The sequence below is a fragment of the Rhodoglobus sp. G.S.4 genome, from assembly GCF_056619605.1.
The window spans coordinates 1682976-1701921 of the sequence record NZ_CM152748.1 but is presented as its reverse complement, the minus strand read 5'-3'; the positions used below and the strand labels follow the sequence as shown (position 1 = coordinate 1701921).

The window sequence follows — 18946 nt, the reverse complement described above, 5'->3', positions numbered from 1 at the left end:
CTTTCGGCTAACTCAGTTGTGGAGCCGAAAGCAGCAGCAGCGCCACAGCGACGAGCGCCGCCGCAATGGTGAGGCGGAACAGCATCCGCTTCAGAGAATTTCGGATGACCAAGACGACACTGGCCACTGCCAAAACGAGGATCACGGCGAGGCCGAGAAACGAAATGATCGTGATCTGTTGTGCCGGGCCGAAGACGATTGCGACCGGGGCAGCGACAAGACTGATGGCAATCACGAATCCCGAAACACGCGCGCCTAAACGGTGGGGGAGACCACGCACCCCCGTGTCGTCATCGTCGTCGAGATCCGGGAGAACGTTACTGAAGTGCGCGGCGATCCCCAGAAGCGCGCCAGCTACCAGCGCCCAGTAGTGAGCGAACTCGGGCGGGTCAGCGGCCAACGTGACGATCGCCGGAAGCGAACCAAATCCCAGAATGTAAGGCACGACGGATGCCGCAGTCGACTTAAGCCCCAGGTTGTATAGCCAGCCGCTTGCGAGAAAGAGCGCATGTGCGATCGCCGCGAGTGGCCCGACAGTCAGAGAAACCAGCACAGAGGCGACCGCCAAGAACAGCGCGACTCTCGCTACCAGTGATGACGACAGCTCGCCGGTCGCAATCGGTTTGTCACGGCGACCGTTTCGACGATCGCGGGCAGCATCAAGCCAATCATTGGACAGACCGATAGAGAGCTGGTTGCACAAAATCATCAGCGTAACGGCGGCAACCCGCCACGGTTCTAGCCCGACCCCTACGGAGAGCGCCAGCGCGATGAAGGTCACCGCTACGGTCGGTCCCGGGTGCGAAGACCGCAGAAGTGCGTGAAGCATGCCGTAAGAATAACGCGCCACGGCATCCAAATTGCGGACTCCCAGCCGCGGTGACTTATGTTGATCAATGTGAGTGAAGTTTTTGATGCCTCGGTGCTTGCCGCCAAGCTGCCCGGCACGTGGAGTGTTGTGGCGACCAATTTTCCGATGTGGCTCGATGGGTCTCGTCACAATCCCGAATTCAGCTATGAAATTCTCGAGGGTGCCGAGTTAGTGCTCGCCGATACCGTGAGCTATCTCACCAGTAGCGGTGAAACGAAAACGATCGTGGGAACCGACCGACTCCGAGACGACGAGTTCATCTGGCGCGGTCAGGGTTGGCTCAAGATCCTCACTAGCCGCTGGCAAGTTGTTGGTGCAGACGACGCGTTCGATATTGCCGTTGTGCGCTTTGCCCGCTCGCGGCTGACACCAGCGGGAATCGACGTTCTCGTTCGTAAGACCACTTCGGTGCCGGCAGTACGATCTACGGTCGCGCACGCTACTGAGCGGTTCGGGATTAGTGCCGAAGAGTTCGCCTCGCTCACTTGGCTGTAGTCCTCCAACGCCACTGATCCGGGTACCATCTCAAGATGGCTATCGTGCGGCGTACCCTAGCGGCCGCAATACTCGTTGTCCTGAGTGCTTCTGCGTTCGGCTGCAGTTCGAATCAGTCGAGTCAGGTGGTTCCCGCACCGACTTTTGCGCCTCGAGCTGAGCGCCCGGCGATCGATCCGGTCGCCCAGTATGCCAGCGATCGCCTCGCAACTATGACGCTGAGTGAAAAAGTCTTGAGCATGCTTATGGTGCATGTGTCCGGAACTCGCCCCGGCAGCACTTCGCCCGGTTCGTATGCGGGGGTCGGCGGGTACATCTTGATGGGCGACAACATTCCAGGATCGCTGGCTGAACTGAGCGCTGAAACTGCTGCGCTCAGCAGCGAGACGGGACTCCCTGTTTTGATCGCGACTGATCAAGAGGGTGGAATCGTCAAACGCGTTCCCACTGATGACTCATTGGCTGCTTCTCAGTTACGGGGCCTTTCTCCGCGTGACAGTTTTGACGCGTTCGCGCAACGAGGTGCGCTGCTCGAGTCGGTCGGTATCTCAGTGAACTTTGGCATCGTCGCCGACGTTTCCGGGGACCGATCCAGCTTCATCTTCGAACGCTCCTTCGGCGCAACGGGCGCGGATGCGGCAGCCAGGGTATCCGAGGCGGTTGCCGGTGAGTCTCAAGTTCTTTCCACCCTCAAACACTTTCCGGGTCACGGGGCGGCGCCGGGCGATTCGCACTCGAGCATCCCGTCAACGTCGATGACATTCGATGAGTGGCGCACGAGTCATGCTCTGCCTTTCGAAGCGGGAATCGATGCGGGAGCACCATTCGTCATGTTCGGTCATCTCGCGTTCACTGCAATTGATCCTGAACCGGCAACTTTTTCGACGCGCTGGCACCAGATTCTGCGTGACGATCTCGGGTTCGACGGCGTATCTATTACGGACGACATGGGGATGTTGGAGCGCTCCGGAGTGCCCGAGTATTCGAATCAGGTGACGAATGCTGTTCGTGCGATTGAGGCCGGCAACACGATGCTGCTCTACGTTGGCGCGGTCGATGCGCCCGCTATCGTCACCGCAGTCGCCACCGCCATCGAGAGCGGTGCCCTCGAGGAGTCGGTCGTCGATGACGCGGCGCTCAAGCTGTTGGCTGTGCGCCGTGCTTTGTCGGGGGAGACTGGCCGTTTTGTGAGCTGTGCTGAGGACTGTGCCGCTATCGCTGGGTAGCAGTCGAGAGCACAACTGTGCGCACAACCCAACTCTGACTATCGCGTCAGCTATCCGTTGTCAGAGTCGCCGACGATTACTTCGTGAACTCGGCGGACATCCTCGAGAAGTGAACCGATTAGGATCCAGTGCTGCGGATGCGGTGAAAGCACGGTGAGCGGTGCGGTGAGGGTGAGCAGGTCGTTTGTCGCTGGCGCAGACTTCCGGTCCTCTGGTGCGCGACCGCGCAGTCTCAAGTCGTGTGCCGCGCGCTCGAGTTCGCGGGCTATGGAGATCACGACCGGGTCTGTCATGAGATTGGTGTCATAGCGGTCGTGAATGGCCCGAGCCATCCCGAGGGTGCGAGTGACGAGTACGGTCAGGATCGCGAAGAGTTCGGTCTCTCGGCGCAGCATCCGGTGATGTTTGCTCTTTCGAGGGTTGAGGGTGAGGCTATCTGCGCCTTTGCGGAGCGCCATTGCTGCCTCGTCGCGCAGATCGCGCAGCATGCGTGCATCATCGAGGAGCTTGCGAAGATCGTCTTCTGATTGCGGCGTACTGAGTGCTCGTGCGAGAGATTCGAGCACGGTCGCCGTTTTCTTAGTGAGAACGCCGACGGCTACTCGCACGGGGCTCACGAGCACCGGGGCCACAATCGCGAGGTTGACGATCAATCCAATAAGTGCGCCGATGATAGTTTCGACAATTCGTTCTACGGCATAGCCAGCATTTTGTCCGCCTAGAGCGAGGACGAGCATCGCACTAATCGGTATCTGGTTTGCGGAGCCCGGGCTCAATCGCAATGCCCAAGCGACGATGACGGAGATGATGATGACGCTCAGAATGACCCAGCTCTGGTCGCCGAAGAGTTGGCCTGCGCCGAGCGCAATGACAACACCGGCAACCACACCGATGCTGCGCTCAACCCCTTTTTCGATCGACTGTGTAACGCTCGGCTGAACCACCAAGAGCGCCGCAATCGCCGCAAAGATGGGTAATGGTTGTTGTAGCGCGAAGCCAGCAACAACCCACGCGATTACGGCCGCAACCGAGGTCTTAAGAACCTGAAGCAGCGGTGAACGACGCGCAAGGGTAAGCGTCGTTACTAGCTTCACTTTCGGCTCGTGACTTTCGAGATCGCGTCGGCAGCGCGCACAAGGGCGAGGTGGCTGAGCGCTTGAGGAGTGTTGCCTGCCTGACGTTCGTTGACAGTGTCATACTCCTCGCTGATGAGTCCAACATCGTTGGCGAAGCTCACGAGACGGTCCATCAATACGGTGGCGTCATCAACGCGACCGGAGCTTGCATACTGCTCAACGAGCCAGAACGAGCAAGCGAGGAAGGGGTTCTCGCCCTCGGGAAGTCCGTCTACTCCCGACTCAGTTCGGTAGCGGAGCACGAGGCCATCAACGAGGAGTTCTTCTTCGATGGCAGCGACGGTCCCGATCATGCGGGGGTCGTCTGCGGCAAGGTAGCCAACCTGGGGAAGCTGGAGTAGCGATGCATCGACGCCGGTGCCGCCGTAGTACTGGGTGTAGGTTCCGCGCTCAGCATCCCAGCCATCGCGTTCAATCTCTTCGTGAATCTCGGCGCGGATCTTGATCCAATTTTCGACGGGGCCTTCGAGGCCGAATTCTTCGACTGCGGTAATGGCGCAGTCCATGGCCGCCCAGAGCATCACGCGCGAGTGGGTGAAGTGGCGTTCAGGGCCGCGGATCTCCCAGATTCCATTGTCTGGTCGGTTCCAATTGTCTTCTACGAAAGTCATCAGCGCGCGCTGAAGGGGCCACGAGAAGTCGTTCTCGTGCACTCCGGATCGCCGAGCGGCTTGGAGGGCGACCATGACTTCTCCGAAGACGTCTCCTTGGAATTGGTTGAAAGCGCCATTGCCGATACGAACCGGGCTGGCTCCTTCGTAGCCGGGAAGGGAGTCAAGTTCGCGCTCCTCAAGCCAGCGTTCGCCTGACAGGCCGTACATGATTTGGACATCGGCGGGGTCACCAGCAATGGCACGCAGAAGCCAGCGGCGCCACGCTTCAGCCTCGGCGATATAGCCATGATCGAGCAGTACGTGAAGGGTGAGGGCGGCGTCGCGAAGCCAGACATACCGGTAATCCCAGTTGCGACTTCCGCCGAACCACTCTGGCAGGCTCGTTGTCGCTGCGGCAACGATTCCGCCGGTGTCTTCGTGTGTCAGGGCGCGCAGAACCAAAAGTGAGCGTTTGACGATCTCGGGATACTTCTCGGTCGGCTCGCAGTGAGATGCCCAGCCATTCCACCATTCGCTTGTTCGCGCGAGTACGTCGTCGACGTTTACCGCCGCTGGCGGGTTGCGGTGCGCGGGGTACCAGGTCATGGTCAGGTCGCGAGTTTCGCCTTCGCTGATCATGAAGTTGGCGGTGTGTTTGTGGTCTGCCGAGTGCAGCTCGATGCCGCGGGCGACGATGGCGTCTGGGCCGGCAACTCCGATGACTGCGTGACCACCGGCTTCGGGCGCTTGGTGCAGCCACGGAAGTGCGGTGGCATAACCGAAACGGATTAGTAGTTCGGTGTGCATTGCTACGGTTCCGCGGACTCCTCGGATGCGGCGCACGACGTCAGCGCGACGGTTTCCGTAGGGCATGAAGTCGATAACTTCGACTTCGCCGTCGTCTGTCACCCAGGTGGTGACAAGGATGAAGGTGTTCTCGCGATACTTGCGAGTGACGGTTACGGTTGCTGATTCGTAGAGACTGGCGATCGGCGCAACAAGCCAGCGGCCATGGTCTTCGTTGCCGAGCAACGCTCCGAACATGGATGCGGAGTCGAATCTGGGAAAACAGAGCCAGTCGATACTTCCATCGCGGCCGACAAGGGCCGCCGTCTGGCAGTCGCCAATAAGGGCATAGTCTTCGATTGGTAGCGCCATACGACAATCATTGCAGCGTCGGGAGCCCGCTCCCTGCACATCCGGTGATCGTGCACCAAATTTAACAATCGAGTCCGATTAGTTGAGCAGAAGTCCAGTCAAAGAGCCCAAATTCCAGTCAATCGTTGATGAGTCCGAGCTCTCTCAGCTCAACGGCCAAGCGAGCGCCATCGGGGGCGAAACGCCAAGGAATCGAGGATTCTTGTTCGTGTTCTGCTGATTTGCTGCGGCCACCGGCGAGCACGGCCTCACCGGTCGACAATTGCCGGATTGCGACAGCGGCAACATTGTCGGGATGACTCGCAGTGAACTCGCCATAAATCTCTTCGTCATGTTGACCGTCGTCGCCGACCAACAGCCATTTTATTTCAGGAAATTCTGAAGCAAGCCGTCGAAGGCTGTCGCGTTTGTGCTCGGCGCCACTACGGAACCACCGGTCGTGAGTGGGGCCCCAGTCGGTCAGCAACATTGCACCGCGCGGATAGAGGTTTCGTTTGAGGAAGCGCGTGAGGGTCGGGGCGACATTCCACGCTCCGGTGGAGAGGTAGATAACGGGGGCAAGGGGATTTGCGCGAGCGAGGCGGTCATAGAGCACCGCCATACCTGCCACCGGGCGTCTGGCGTGCTCGTCGAGTACGAACGTGTTCCATGCTGCTAGGAGTGGGCGAGGCAGTGCGGTAACCATTACCGTGTCATCGACGTCAGAAATGATTCCGAAGCGCGCGCTCGGGTCAACGACAAAAATGTGGGCGACAGTCGCGTCCGAACCCGTCGAATCAAGCGTTGCAGTTTGCCAGCCGGGAGTGAGGGAGACTTTCACGTCTTCATCAATTACGCCGCCGCGGCCGGGAGTGAGTTTGATCGACTTGCCGCCGAGGGTGACTGTGACGACTTCGGAGTTCACCGGGATGCTAAAGAAGCTGCGCCAACCGCGAACCTTTTCTGCGCGCTTTTTTGATGCTTCTGTTCCGCGGGTAAGAACTACACGGCACAGCACCCGAGCCCAGTCGGTCGAGCCGTAGCTGCTGTAGGGAATGATCGTCGTTGTGAGGCCACGTTTGCGCCCGCGCCGCTCTCGCCAGCGGTGAAAGGAGTCCTCGATTCGGGCCGCGCGGTGCAGGATTTCTCCTGCAGTCTGCGAGGTCATGTGGGCTTTGCCTTGTCGAGCCATAGTTCCAGCCTAGGGTCACACCGGGTCGGGAGCAGCACAGGACCAGACAGGTCTCGCGCTAGTGCTGCGGTTCCGCGTGCAATTGTTCACTCAGAATTACGGATGCTGCGACCGTCGCCTGCACCAAATTGTCGTCACCACGCGTCTCTGGGTCGATCCACTCGTCAATGGCGTCTTTCGCGACGATGACGGGCATCCGGTCGTGAATTTCGGCCAGCGATCCGGTGGCTGCCTGAGTAAGCATGGTCGTGGTGAGATGCCAACGTCTCGGATCGCCGGGGGGACGGGAGCGGTCTTGCCACCAGGAGTAGAGGCCGGCGAAGAAGAGCAGGCCATCGGGGGGAGTGATGTAGTAGGGCACTGGATTCGGGCCGCTCTTCTTTGTCTCGAAGTAGCCGATCGCGGGGATTACGGCTCTGTGGTGAACGACGGCGGCTCGAAATGTTGGTTTCTGAGTCACCGTTTCACTTCGCGCATTGAAAGTCGCGTGCTTGCCGCGCAAGACGGGAGAGAACGGCGGAGTCAGCCACCACTGTGCCAGCGCGGCACGGGGAATCAGCGCTGAGCCGGGGTCATCGCGATCTTCCCGAGTCTTCAGAAGAATGGGAATCTGATCGGTCGGTCTCACGATCGGAGTCGCGAGCCAGTCCGCTTGCCACTCCTCTGGAGGCCTACCGGTGGCCGTGACGAACTCCGTAATCATCTGATTGACCGTGTTATCCATGGCAAAACGACCGCACATAGGGCAACTGTAGAGCGTTTTGAGAGAAAAAAGTGTGCTTCTACCTCCCGTAGAACCAGCGTTCTAAAGGTTAGGATTGATCAGACACCTAGAAGGGGGCCATTGTGTCCGCACAAACAACTATTGATATCGCGGCTGAACCAGCAGTCTCGCTTCGCAACGAACCAGTGCAAGCACGAAGCACGGCTCGACTTACCGCATTGCTCGATGCAGCAGCATCGATCGTCGACGAAGTCGGCATTGAGCGGCTAACCACCGCTATGGTCGCCGAGCGCGCGGGAGCGTCCATCGGCACCGTTTACCGTTATTTTCCTGACCGCATCGTTCTGTTGCAGGCACTTGGCTCGCGTAATTTCGAGCGAGTAATGGCACGGATTACTGAAGCGATCAACGACCAAGCTCACTCTGACTGGCGCGCAGCGCTCAGCACTGCTTTTGCTTCCGTCATTGATACTTACCGTACCGAGCCCGGATTCCGTGGCCTTCGCGTCGGGGATCAGCTTGATCTTCGCCCGTTGCCCAACGGACGTACGCACAAGTCGCTAGTGGCTGAGCGTATTGTCGAGGCTCTCGCGGCTCGCTTTGGAGTGGAAAACTCTGCGGCGTCCCGTTTCACGCTCGAAGCTGGGCTTGAAATGAGTGATGCTCTTGTCGCTCGCGCGTTCCTTATGAACCCGCAGGGTGATGAGGAATTCATTTCGGTGAGCACGTCAGCTGTTCGTGGATTTATCGCGGAGAACATCGGCTGGTAGCAGTTTCGGCTTCCTGCAAATCTGACTAGTTATGCCCAATCGGGAATGACAGCGGCTTCGAATACTGTTTAGCTAATAGTGCTGGCAAGTGTCGATCCGCGCAGAGGCGCGAGGAATGAGCCGAAATTATGATTGAATTTCGTGCAGTAACGAAGCGTTTTGGCGACGGTACCGTCGCTGTTGACAATTTCGATCTCGTGATTCCATCACGCAAGATCACCGTGTTCGTTGGTTCTTCTGGCAGTGGCAAGACCACGCTGCTCAGAATGATCAACCGCATGGTGGATCTCACCGACGGTGATATCGAAATCGATGGTGACAGCATCATGCGCAAGGAGCCGGTCGCTCTGAGGCGCAGTATTGGCTATGTGATGCAGAATTCAGGATTACTGCCGCACTTCAAAGTCATCGACAATGTCATGACGGTTCCGACCCTCAATGGTGTGCCGAAGAAGCAGGCTCGCGCCCAAGCTCTTGAACTTCTCGACACAGTAGGTCTCAGCCGTTCACTGGCAGACCGGTATCCGAGCCAGCTCTCCGGTGGTCAACAGCAGCGCGTTGGGGTGGCTCGTGGGCTCGCGGCGAATCCCAACATTTTGCTCATGGATGAGCCGTTTGGTGCAGTCGACCCCATTGTGCGCGCCGAATTGCAGCAAGAGACGATTCGGCTCCAGCATGAACTCGACAAGACGATCGTGTTTGTCACTCACGACATCGACGAGGCGTTTCTGCTCGGCGATCAGGTAGTGATCCTCGAAAAGGGTGCGTTGATCGCTCAGGTCGGCAGCCCGAACGAGATCATGGCAAACCCTGCCAGTGACTTTGTGGCGAGCTTCATCGGAACCGACCGCGGCAAGCGTGCTCTCTCGCTGAAGAAGACTGAGTCGGGAACGATTGTGGTCGACAGCGAGGGGCGCGGTGCTGGAGTGCTAGTCGGTGGGTCGGTTGTCGAGTGAACTGGATCATCAATAACCTTGATTTGATCTGGAGCCTCACGCTCGAACATGTCCGGCTGAGTATTCCGCCGATCGTTCTCGGGTTCCTGATCTCGATTCCGCTGGGGTGGGTCGCCTATCGTTTCAAACTCACGCGCGGAATCTTATTGACCGTTGCCGGGCTGCTGTACACGATTCCTTCTCTAGCGATGTTTGTGATCCTGCCACCTATCTTGGGTATCAGCTTCCTGAGCGAACTCAACATCACCATTGCGCTCACGCTCTATGCCGTTGCGATCATGGCGCGTTCGGTGGCGGATGCTCTGGCCTCCGTCGATCCTGCGATCCGTCAATCGGCTACCGCTGTCGGGTTCGGCGGCTGGCGTCGGTTCTGGACTGTCGACTTTCCGCTCGCGGGTCCGGTCGTTCTTGCCGGCCTCCGCGTCGCGGCAGTCTCTACCGTCAGTCTCGTGACTGTCGGCATCCTGATCGGCGTCGAAAGCTTGGGCTACCTCTTTACCAATGGTTTTCAGCGTCGAATTGTCGAAGAGATTTTCGCTGGAGTAGTGATGACCGTCATCGTGGCGCTGCTCATTGACCGTGGCCTAGTACTTCTTGGGCGTTTCCTTATGCCGTGGACAAAGGTCAAGAAGATGAAAGCAGGTCAGTCAGAGGCTGCAGCTCAGGAGGTCACCGCATGAATCTACTCATCGAAGCACTGCAGTGGTTGTTCTCGCCTGAGCGACTAGAGGGGAGCAATCCGATTCCTCTTCGACTTGAAGAGCATCTGTTTTACACCTTCGTTTCCGTGCTGATTGCGGCCCTCATCGCCGTTCCCCTGGGTTTCTTCATCGGGCACACCGGCAAAGGCCGCGACTTTGCCGTGGGGCTCTCGGGCGCAGCCCGCGCGCTGCCGTCCTTCGGTCTCATACTGCTGCTTGTTCTCCTGATCGGTGTTGTCGAACGGCAGTTGCAGCTGGCCGCCATCATTGCCTTCGTGCTGCTGGCGATTCCCTCGATCTTGGCTGGCGCCTATGCGGGCCTTGAGGCTGTTGATCGCCGCGTTATTGACGCCGCGCGCGCAGTCGGAATGACCGAGTGGCAAATCTTGTGGAAAGTCGAAGTCCCTCTAGGGCTGCCGCTGTTAATCGGTGGACTTCGCGCCGCAACACTTCAAGTGGTTGCTACGGCAACTCTTGCCGCCTATGTGGGCCTCGGTGGGCTCGGGATTTACATTTTCCGCGGCCTTCCGCTTCAGCTCTATTACGAAATGCTCGGCAGCGCCCTGCTGATTGCTGCATTAGCACTTGCGCTCGACGTAATATTTGCGCTCATCCAACAATTCGCGATTCCCCGCGGAGTTTCGGCTGGGCGTGCTAAAGATGTCCGCACGTCGTCACCTCGACGACGGACGGTGGCAGCAAAAGTTGCCCAAGAAAGAAGAGGATAGAAATGTTCACAGCAAGAAACAAAGGCCGACTCGCGCTTGGCGCAGTCGCGGTCGGGGTGGCAATGGCCCTGTCAGGGTGTGCATCCGGTGACCCTCTAGACACCGGTTCGGGTGATGGGAACGCCAACAGCGAGACCATCGTTGTTGGTTCGCAGGCTTATTACTCCAACGAAATCATTGCCGAGATCTACGCCCAAGCTCTCGAAAATGCCGGATTCGACGTGGAGCGCAAGTTCCAGATCGGCCAGCGCGACGCGTACCTTCCCGCCCTTGAAAGCGGCGAAGTAGACGTCTTCCCTGAGTACACCGGAAACCTTCTCCAGTTCTACAGCCAAGACACCACCGCGACGGCGTCTGAAGATGTCTACGCAGAACTGGCTGATGCGCTGCCAGAGGGCCTCACCGTTCTCGATCAGGCCGCTGCCACCGACCAAGACTCCTACAACGTGACAGCAGACTTCGCCTCCGCGAATTCGCTCGTGAGCCTTGCGGATCTCGCTGGCGTTAGCGACCTCAAGCTCGGTGGAAACGCTGAACTTGAAGAGCGCCCCTACGGTCCCGCTGGGCTCCAAGACGTCTACGGTGCAACTGTGAGCTTCGCCGCCACCGGTGACACCACCGTCGACGCCCTTGTTGCCAGCACGATCAACATCGCCAATGTCTACAGCGCCGACCCGCGCATCCAGACGGAGAACCTGGTTTCTTTGACCGACCCTGAGGGTCTGTTCTTGGCATCCAACGTGGTTCCCCTGGTAAATGCAGACATCGCTGACTCGATCGCTGACGTCATCAATGCCGTCAGCGCCAAGCTCACACCTGAGGGCCTCGTTGCGCTCAACGTGCAGAGCACGGTCGACAAGATGTCATCAGACGACATCGCCAGCGCCTGGTTGAGCGAAAACGGCCTCAGCTAAAACGCACCACTGGTTAGTCCAGGAAAGAGGGGCGGATGCACGTGCATCCGCCCCTCTTTCTGGTTAATCAGATTCACCTTCACCGTGGACGTCGATGTGTTCCATATGCCGCTTTTGCGAACGATGCAGCAGCTTCTTCGCCACAACAGTGATGACTGCGATAGCGGCCACGACCGCAACGAAGATGTAGCCCGCGTAGTGCAGCTGGTCGAGAAGTTCGCGAAAACTGCCAGCGGTGAGAGCTCCAACCGACACATAGGCGATCGACCAAATGCTCGTGGCTGGCACGGTCCACGCCATAAATGTGCGATACCGCATTGTGCTCATACCGACCGTTACCGGGATCAGAGAGTGCAACACCGGCAAGAAGCGCGAAATGAAGACGGCGATACCGCCGCGCCGGCCCAAGTAGCGTTCCGCCTGCGCCCAATGCTGCTCGCCGATGCGCCTGCCAAGCCTGGAGTGCCGAATCTTGGGCCCGAAGTACCGACCGAGGGCGAAGCCGATGCTTTCACCAATAAGGGCACCAACGACAACGACCGCAATCAGAATTGCTGCCTCGAGGGGACTACCCACCGCGGTACTCGCGACCAAGACAACGGTATCCCCGGGCACCAAGAGGCCGATCAGGATCGACGTTTCCAACATGATCGCGACCCCGGCAAGGATCGTTCTCAACACTGGGTCAACCGACTGCACAGTGTCGAGAACAAAGGTCAACGCGTTATTAACCCATTGGCCAAAGTCGACACTGGCAGCAAGCGGCACAGTGCTGAGAGCGAGGTCGACGAAGGGCACAGAATGAGCCTAGCGAGCGTAACCGAATATCGACTGGCTAAATAGTGCGAGCAAGCGCACTCAAACGAGTGCGCCACTGCTCTAGCCGGCCAGGCTTTTCTGCAAGCTCTGGCCCATCGATCCACCGCGGAACGATGCGGATTCCCTGAAGCGCATTGACGACCCACACTTCAGTGCCATCGAGTTCCGCCGCAGTCACGGCCTCCTCATGCGTATCAAGCCCGAGTGCCCTCGCCAAAGTGAGTACGCTCCTCGACGTCACGCTGTCAACGCGTTCGAAATCGTGCGGCGGTCCGCACAAAATATCGCCGCGCCACCACAACACGGCGCTATACGCACCCTCAACGACATACCCCTCACTCGTCAGAAGCACCACTTCATCGGCTCCGTGCGCTCTCGCACCAGCACGCAATGCAGCCATTGCATCAAGATCCGGTCCTTTGACGGAGGGAACCGTGCGCGGGTCATCCCCGTCGAAACTGATGACCGTCGCCGAGCGGTGGCGTTCGGGTGCGGGACGAAGGTGGAGAAAAAACTCGCCTCCGCGCAACTCAACGCGCGGAAACCACGCACCAGCGCGGGGGAGTTGTGCGACAGCAGCCGTGAAAAATTCGTCGGCGGTTTCGTGCAGAGAATCGGGTACGGCATCCAAAAATCGTTGCCGGTGAAGATTCAGAGCAAGCACTTTTCCGGAATCGATGAGCCACGAATCAGCAACCGTAATCGGTGCTTCAGCAAGCGAGCCGGATGGTTCCTCGATCAGTTGTTCGTTCCGCCACCGGTAAATCGCGTTCGCACTCATAGGCTTAGGTTATGCGCTCTCGCGTTCTCTTTTCTGACCTCGCGGTCTCTGCCGACCCCGCCGCCGTGTTTCTCGAACTTCGGGCACCGCACGATGGCGACGTCACTGCCGCTGCCGGCGGCACGGAGACTCAGGGCGCCGTGTGGCTCGATAGCGGAGTCTCAGCTGACTCTGGGCGTAGCTACTTGGCGGTCTCGCGACGGGCAGTTCTCAGCACGCACCTGAGTGAACCTGTCTTTGACTGGATGCGTCGCGATTTCCTCTCCGCCGAAATTGACTTTTCTGGGGCTCCGGAAGGATTCCGACTTGGCTGGGTCGGGTGGCTTGGCTACGAGCTGCGAGGTGAGTCGCTGGATGTCGCGATCCGTACGCCTGCGCCGACTCCCGATGCAGCCTGGCTGTGGATCGATCGGGCGATTGTCGTTGATCATCAGACCAACACCCTCAGCTTGATGGCACTGGGCGACGAGTGGACGGGGGAGCTCCAGCATTGGCGAGAACAGATGGAAGCTCTTATTTCTCGCGCCGCGCAACGAGGCGATCATTCAGCCTCCGGCGCACACCTCGCAGCTCCGGTCGCGGTGTGGCGTGACAGCGATGACGAGTATCTGCAGATGATTGCGAAGTGCCAGCACGCCATTGTCGAGGGCGATGCCTACCAGCTGTGTTTGACGACGAATGTGCGGGTGGAGCCGGCGGCGAATCCGATCCACACCTATTTGGCGTTGCGGGAGGCGAACCCTAGTCACCATGGTGGCTTCGTTAGCGTTGGCGATATCGCGTTGCTCAGTTCCTCGCCCGAGCAGTTTCTCTCAATCGCGCCGAGTGGGGCGATCGAGACGAAACCGATTAAGGGCACTCGTCGACGCGACAGTGATCCGAATGAAGATGAACGGCTGAAAGCAGAGCTCCTTGCCAGCGATAAGGAGCGGGCCGAGAATCTCATGATTGTCGATCTCATGCGCAATGATCTTGGTCGCGTCTGCGAGGTCGGATCAGTTGTCGTCTCCAAGCTCTTCGATGTTGAAAGCTATGCCACTGTTCATCAGTTGGTGAGCACGGTGAGCGGACAGCTGCGAGCCGACGTCAGCGCAGTCGATGCGATTGCGGCATCATTTCCCGCTGGGTCGATGACGGGGGCGCCCAAGCACTCGGCAACCCTCATCCTTGATTCTCTCGAGAGCTCACCGCGCGGTATTTACTCTGGGGTGTTCGGCTACGTCGGGCTCGACGGTGCCGTTGACCTGGCTATGGTCATCCGCTCAATTGTGATGGATGATCGGGGCTCGACAATCGGCGCTGGCGGTGGCATCACGGCGCTCTCGGTGCCGTCAGAGGAGCTTGCCGAGGTGAAGCTGAAGGCGGCGGCACTGCTTGCCGTGTTGGGTGTTCAGGCGAGCTGAGATCGGTCTGCTGCACTGCAGTGCGCAAGGCTGTGTACTGTGAGAGAGGTCCACTCCTAGAGAATGGGTTTACCCGACGATTTTTGGCCCCCTCGAGTGCGGCCCTGGATTCGGTAATCTTAGATCTTCCCCGTAACGAATTGAGAGTATTTACGTGACTGAGCAGCCCAACTTTGCTGATGCACACGATGATCGCGATGCTGCCCCCGGCTACGACGTCGCGGCTATCCACGCAAAGTGGCAGGCCAAATGGGACGAGCTGAAGCCGTTCGCCACGAGCGACCCCAACGACAAGCGGCCACGCAAGTACATTCTCGACATGTTCCCGTATCCCTCTGGTGACCTGCACATGGGTCATGCTGAGGCGTACGCTTTTGGCGATATCGCTGCGCGCTACTGGCGCCAGCGCGGCTTCAACGTGCTGCACCCCATTGGATGGGACTCCTTCGGCCTTCCCGCGGAGAACGCGGCAATCGAGCGCGGCATTGACCCTCGCGGCTGGACCTACGACAACATCGAGCAACAGAAGAAGAGCATGAAGCTCTACGGTGTTTCGTTCGACTGGGATCGTGTTCTTCACACGAGCGATCCTGAGTACTACAAGTGGAACCAGTGGCTGTTCCTCAAAATGTACGAAAAGGGTCTCGCGTACCGCAAAGATTCCTGGGTCAACTGGGACCCGGTAGATCAGACCGTTCTCGCGAACGAGCAGGTTCTGGCCGATGGCACATCCGAGCGTTCGGGTGCAATCGTCGTCAAGAAGAAGCTCACGCAGTGGTACTTGAAGATCACGGACTACGCCGACCGCCTCCTCGATGACCTCAATCAGCTCGAGGGCGCGTGGCCTTCCAAGGTGTTGTCGATGCAACGCAACTGGATCGGTCGCTCGATCGGTGCGGATGTCGACTTCGAGATCGAAGGCCGTGACGAAAAGGTCACAGTCTTCACAACGCGACCCGACACTCTCTACGGCGTGACGTTCATGGTCGTTGCCCCTGACGGAGACTTGGCTGCTGAACTGGTGGAGAATGCCAGCGATGACGTCAAGGCGTCGTTCACTAGCTATCTCGAACAGACTCAGAAGCAGACGGAGATTGAGCGAAAAGATGCAGGTCGCCCCAAGACCGGTATCCCTCTCGATCGTTTCGCTGTCAACCCGGTAACAGGCGAGCGCATCCCGATCTGGGCTGCCGATTACGTTCTTGCCGACTACGGCCACGGTGCCGTGATGGCTGTGCCCGCGCACGACCAGCGCGACCTCGAGTTCGCCATCAAGTTCGATCTGCCTGTGCGCGTGGTCCTCGACACCAATGCGCCTATTACGGGTGCGATTCCTGTGCTCGAGCTCGATGAAAACGGAATGGCAATCCTTCCGGATGATCTGCCACCGTTGAACCCCCGCGACACTGGTAAGTCGTTGCAGGGCGATGGCCGCATGATCAACTCGGGGCCACTCGATGGCCTCAGCAAGAGCAACGCGATCAAGAAGATCGTTGAACAGCTCGAAGCAGCAGGAACGGGTCGCGCCGCGAAGACGTACCGTTTGCGTGACTGGCTGATCAGTCGTCAGCGTTTCTGGGGAACCCCGATCCCGATCATCCACGGCTCTGATGGTGAACTGATTCCTGTTCCCTTCGATCAACTGCCGGTCGAGTTGCCATCAACGGAGGGCTTGGATCTGAAGCCGAAGGGCAAGTCGCCTCTGGCCGCAGCCGAGGACTGGATCAACGTTACTGACCCGCGCGATGGCAGTCCTGCCCTGCGCGATGCAGACACAATGGACACCTTCGTTGACAGCTCGTGGTACTTCTTGCGCTTCCTCTCGCCGAACGACCCAGACAAGGCCTTCGATCCCGCAGAAGCTGAAAAGTGGGCACCCGTCGACCAGTACGTTGGGGGAGTCGAACACGCTATTTTGCACCTGCTGTACTCGCGTTTCATCACCAAGGTGCTCTTCGACCTCGGCTACGTCAGCTTCACCGAGCCTTTCAGCGCTCTGCTCAATCAAGGCATGGTGCTCTCTGAGGGCAAGAAGATGTCGAAGCGCAGCCGTAAGGCCGTCACCTTCTCCGGTGAAATTGCTGAACACGGTGCGGATGCTCTCCGCCTGACGCTCGCCTTCGCTGGCCCGCCCGAGGAAAACATCAACTGGGAAGACGTTTCCCCTCCCGCTTCCCACAAGTTCTTGGCTCGTGCTTTCCGTCTCGTTGGAGACGTCACAAGCGCACCCGAGATTGAGTGGAAGACAGGCGATGTCGCACTTCGGCGTGCAACGCACCGCTTCCTCGCTGATGGCCCTGGCCTTGCCGAGTCGCTGAAGTTCAACGTGCTCGTGGCTCGCATCATGGACCTCGTCAACACGACCCGCAAGGTGATCGACACGGGCGCCGGCGGTGGGGATGCTGCGGTGCGTGAAGCTGCAGAGGTCATCACTATCGCCTTGAGCCTGTTTGCCCCGCACACGGCAGAAGAGATGTGGGAGAAGCTTGGCTACGAGCCAACGGTTGCTCTTGCCGGCTGGCGTAAGGCCGACCCCTCGCTGCTCGTTGAGGAATCCGTAACGGCCGTCGTTCAGGTGGATGGCAAAGTCCGCGACCGCCTCGAAGTTTCGCCCAAGATCGATGGTTCCGACCTTGAAGCTCTCGCGATGGCATCCGAAGCGGTCAAGCGCACTGTTGGTGACCGCGAGATCGTAAAGGTCATTGTGCGTGCACCGAAGCTTGTCAACATCGCGACTCGTCAACAGCCGACCGAGGGCTAAGCAACTGCACTACGAGGAGCCGCGCGGGTTAGCGGCGACCGGGCACGCCTAGCGTGTGCCCGGGAGCGTGGCCTGTTCTGTCTGCCGCCTGACTGTGGGTGGCAGCTAAGCAGAGCGGGAGATCCCGAACCAACTAGGATATTCCTCATGACAACCGGCACGCTTTTTCACGATGCAGGCGTGGACTTTCTTGTGTGGCGTTTATCAGGGGTCAGCGAGCTGGGGTCGCATGCTGGCGAGCAAAAAACTCGTTCTGGCTTCGTCTCGGCAGAGATGAATTGTTCGTGACGCCTCAAACGCAAGAAGGCGTTCGTGGTTTCTCATCAACGATGACTTCCGCTGACGGAACACGCGAGGGATGGCTATCGGTCGTCCGAATACTTTTTGCTTGGTACCTCTTAACCTTTGGCTCCGTAAAGAGCGCGATTGCCGTTTCGGCACTGCCTGAGACTTACTTCAATCCGCCACTTGGCCCTTTCATGCTCCTCAGTGCGGCCCCAAGCGGGATCGTTATTTTTGGGCTGCAAGCCGTGGTTACCTTGGGTCTGCTGCTTCTTCTCATTGGATACCGCACTTCAGTAGTGAGCTACGTCGTGCCGATCCTTCTCATCGTCTTGGCGGGTATCCGGTTTTCTACCGGCAAAATTGACCACGATATTCTGCTGTACCTCTTGCCACTATTTCTTGCCCGGTCGTGGGGAACGAGACTCTCGCTCCGCCCGGAAAAGTACCTTCGTCCGCGGCTCGATGTTCTGGCGTTGTTCGTCGGATTCTTTTTCTTGACCTCAGGGATACTGAAGGCGTCATCCGGGTGGCTTGATCCTGACTACTCGGCGACCGCAGGATGGCTAGCCTTTTATCAAACCAACTATGGTGTAGAAACCGTTCTCGCTGGGTGGCTGGGCGACGTCTCAGGTGCACCACTCGAATTGCTTGACTGGCTCACAGTGCTACTAGAGTGCTCGATCTTGCCGCTCCTTTTCTTCCGGCGGACAGTAGCCGTTGCACTGTTGTTTTGTCTGTCATTCAACATCGTGGTTGTTTTGCTCTTCGGTATCAATTTTTCGGAGCTCTTTCCGGTGTACTTGGCGTTGCTTCCTCTCGCAATCAAAACGGTTGAGAAGCTCACATATTTGGCGGCCGGCGGCATTCTCCTTCTCACCGTCATTATCGGCGATGTGGGATCGCTTATTGGCGGCGCGATGACCTTGGGGCCGTTTGGCCTGAAAGTGCCAATGTTTTGGGTTTTTGCCGCGCTTATGGGGATTGTCATCACCTACGTGGCCATCAAGTCCTTGAGGACGGCGAGCGGCTACACCGTTTCGCGCAGGACCAGCATCGTGGTTATCTCGCTGCTGAGCGTGCCATTGTTGATCACCATCTTCTGGACCGAGCCGTACCCGGCGATTATTGGCCCAGGCTTTCGTGGCGGTATTACTGGCGAACTTCGACAAGTGTGGATGAAAGATGGGCAGGAAGTTCGTCCCAGGGAGGTATTCGATGGCTCCCCATACTCGACGAATATCAGCTTGTATGGCTGGCCATCACCGCAAGGTCAGGGACATGAATATCGGCCGTGGAACACCAACGAAACTCCTGAATTGCCTGAAGGGGTGACTGTTGAGTGGGTGCGCGTCCGCTAACTTCCTCGGCAATTGACGTCAGGGTTGGCGGCCTGCGTAGCGGTGCGATATTCGTGCTCTTGTGCGACTCGTCAACAGCCGACCGAGGGCTAAGCA

17 protein-coding genes are annotated in these 18946 nt (G+C 58.6%); 10 read left to right on the top strand and 7 right to left on the bottom strand.

The annotated features are described in order from the left end of the window. Nucleotides 1-7: 7 nt before the first annotated feature. Complete coding sequence (locus AC061P_RS08220; protein WP_480390890.1) at nt 8-829, bottom strand: UbiA family prenyltransferase; 822 nt, start codon at nt 827-829, stop codon at nt 8-10. 69 nt (nt 830-898) lie between these two features. Between AC061P_RS08220 and AC061P_RS08215 the strand changes: the two genes are divergently transcribed. Both AC061P_RS08215 and AC061P_RS08210 read left to right on the top strand, forming a co-directional pair. Further along, on the top strand, nt 899-1366 hold the full coding sequence (locus AC061P_RS08215) for a hypothetical protein (RefSeq protein WP_480390889.1): 468 nt from the start codon (nt 899-901) through the stop codon (nt 1364-1366). Between the two features lie 35 nt (nt 1367-1401). After that, a complete protein-coding gene (locus tag AC061P_RS08210) occupies nt 1402-2592 on the top strand; it encodes a glycoside hydrolase family 3 N-terminal domain-containing protein (protein ID WP_480390888.1) in 1191 nt (396 codons plus the stop codon). 50 nt (nt 2593-2642) lie between these two features. Here AC061P_RS08210 and AC061P_RS08205 read toward each other — a convergent pair whose 3' ends face one another. The 4 genes from AC061P_RS08205 to AC061P_RS08190 form a co-directional block, all read right to left on the bottom strand. Then, nucleotides 2643-3686, bottom strand: a complete 1044-nt coding sequence (locus tag AC061P_RS08205; RefSeq protein ID WP_480390887.1) for an FUSC family protein — start codon at nt 3684-3686, stop codon at nt 2643-2645. Beyond that, nucleotides 3683-5479 (bottom strand): glycoside hydrolase family 15 protein, encoded by a 1797-nt coding sequence (locus AC061P_RS08200; protein ID WP_480390886.1) that lies wholly within the window; start codon nt 5477-5479, stop codon nt 3683-3685. Before AC061P_RS08200 ends, AC061P_RS08205 begins: the two co-directional genes overlap by 4 nt. A gap of 118 nt (nt 5480-5597) precedes the next feature. Next, nucleotides 5598-6650, bottom strand: a complete 1053-nt coding sequence (locus AC061P_RS08195) for an App1 family protein (protein ID WP_480390885.1) — start codon at nt 6648-6650, stop codon at nt 5598-5600. A 58-nt stretch (nt 6651-6708) separates the two neighbouring features. After that, the gene (locus AC061P_RS08190) at nt 6709-7392 is read right to left on the bottom strand and encodes an SOS response-associated peptidase (RefSeq protein WP_480390884.1); all 684 of its coding nucleotides are present in this window, start codon (nt 7390-7392) and stop codon (nt 6709-6711) included. 104 nt (nt 7393-7496) lie between these two features. On the opposite strand from AC061P_RS08190, the gene AC061P_RS08185 reads away from it, so the two are divergent. From AC061P_RS08185 to AC061P_RS08165, 5 genes are all read left to right on the top strand, one after another. Beyond that, nucleotides 7497-8144, top strand: coding sequence for a TetR/AcrR family transcriptional regulator (locus tag AC061P_RS08185; RefSeq protein ID WP_480390883.1), 648 nt, complete (start codon nt 7497-7499; stop codon nt 8142-8144). A gap of 128 nt (nt 8145-8272) precedes the next feature. Further along, entirely contained in the window at nt 8273-9100 is an 828-nt protein-coding gene (locus AC061P_RS08180) for an ABC transporter ATP-binding protein (protein ID WP_449646897.1), read from the top strand. Continuing rightward, entirely contained in the window at nt 9097-9780 is a 684-nt protein-coding gene (locus tag AC061P_RS08175; protein ID WP_480390882.1) for an ABC transporter permease, read from the top strand. Before AC061P_RS08180 ends, AC061P_RS08175 begins: the two co-directional genes overlap by 4 nt. Then, nucleotides 9777-10529 (top strand): ABC transporter permease, encoded by a 753-nt coding sequence (locus AC061P_RS08170; protein ID WP_449646895.1) that lies wholly within the window; start codon nt 9777-9779, stop codon nt 10527-10529. The genes AC061P_RS08175 and AC061P_RS08170 overlap by 4 nt, the downstream gene beginning before the upstream one ends. Nucleotides 10530-10531: 2 nt before the next feature. Further along, nucleotides 10532-11443 carry an ABC transporter substrate-binding protein gene (locus AC061P_RS08165; protein ID WP_480390881.1) on the top strand — a complete coding sequence of 304 codons (912 nt, stop codon included), beginning with the start codon at nt 10532-10534 and terminating at the stop codon, nt 11441-11443. Between the two features lie 63 nt (nt 11444-11506). On the opposite strand, the gene AC061P_RS08160 is transcribed toward AC061P_RS08165, so the two are convergent. Together AC061P_RS08160 and AC061P_RS08155 are read right to left on the bottom strand one after the other, a co-directional pair. Beyond that, nucleotides 11507-12211 (bottom strand): DedA family protein, encoded by a 705-nt coding sequence (locus AC061P_RS08160; protein WP_449648181.1) that lies wholly within the window; start codon nt 12209-12211, stop codon nt 11507-11509. Nucleotides 12212-12278: 67 nt separating this feature from the next. After that, nucleotides 12279-13043, bottom strand: coding sequence for an aminotransferase class IV (locus AC061P_RS08155; RefSeq protein WP_449646893.1), 765 nt, complete (start codon nt 13041-13043; stop codon nt 12279-12281). An 11-nt stretch (nt 13044-13054) separates the two neighbouring features. Between AC061P_RS08155 and pabB the strand changes: the two genes are divergently transcribed. The 3 genes from pabB (at nt 13055) to AC061P_RS08140 (ending at nt 18850) form a co-directional block, all read left to right on the top strand. After that, on the top strand, nt 13055-14446 hold the full coding sequence (gene pabB, locus AC061P_RS08150; RefSeq protein WP_449646892.1) for an aminodeoxychorismate synthase component I: 1392 nt from the start codon (nt 13055-13057) through the stop codon (nt 14444-14446). Between the two features lie 154 nt (nt 14447-14600). Then, complete coding sequence (gene leuS, locus AC061P_RS08145) at nt 14601-17207, top strand: leucine--tRNA ligase (RefSeq protein ID WP_480390880.1); 2607 nt, start codon at nt 14601-14603, stop codon at nt 17205-17207. A gap of 284 nt (nt 17208-17491) precedes the next feature. Next, complete coding sequence (locus AC061P_RS08140) at nt 17492-18850, top strand: hypothetical protein (RefSeq protein ID WP_480390879.1); 1359 nt, start codon at nt 17492-17494, stop codon at nt 18848-18850. The last annotated feature ends 96 nt before the right edge of the window (nt 18851-18946 follow it).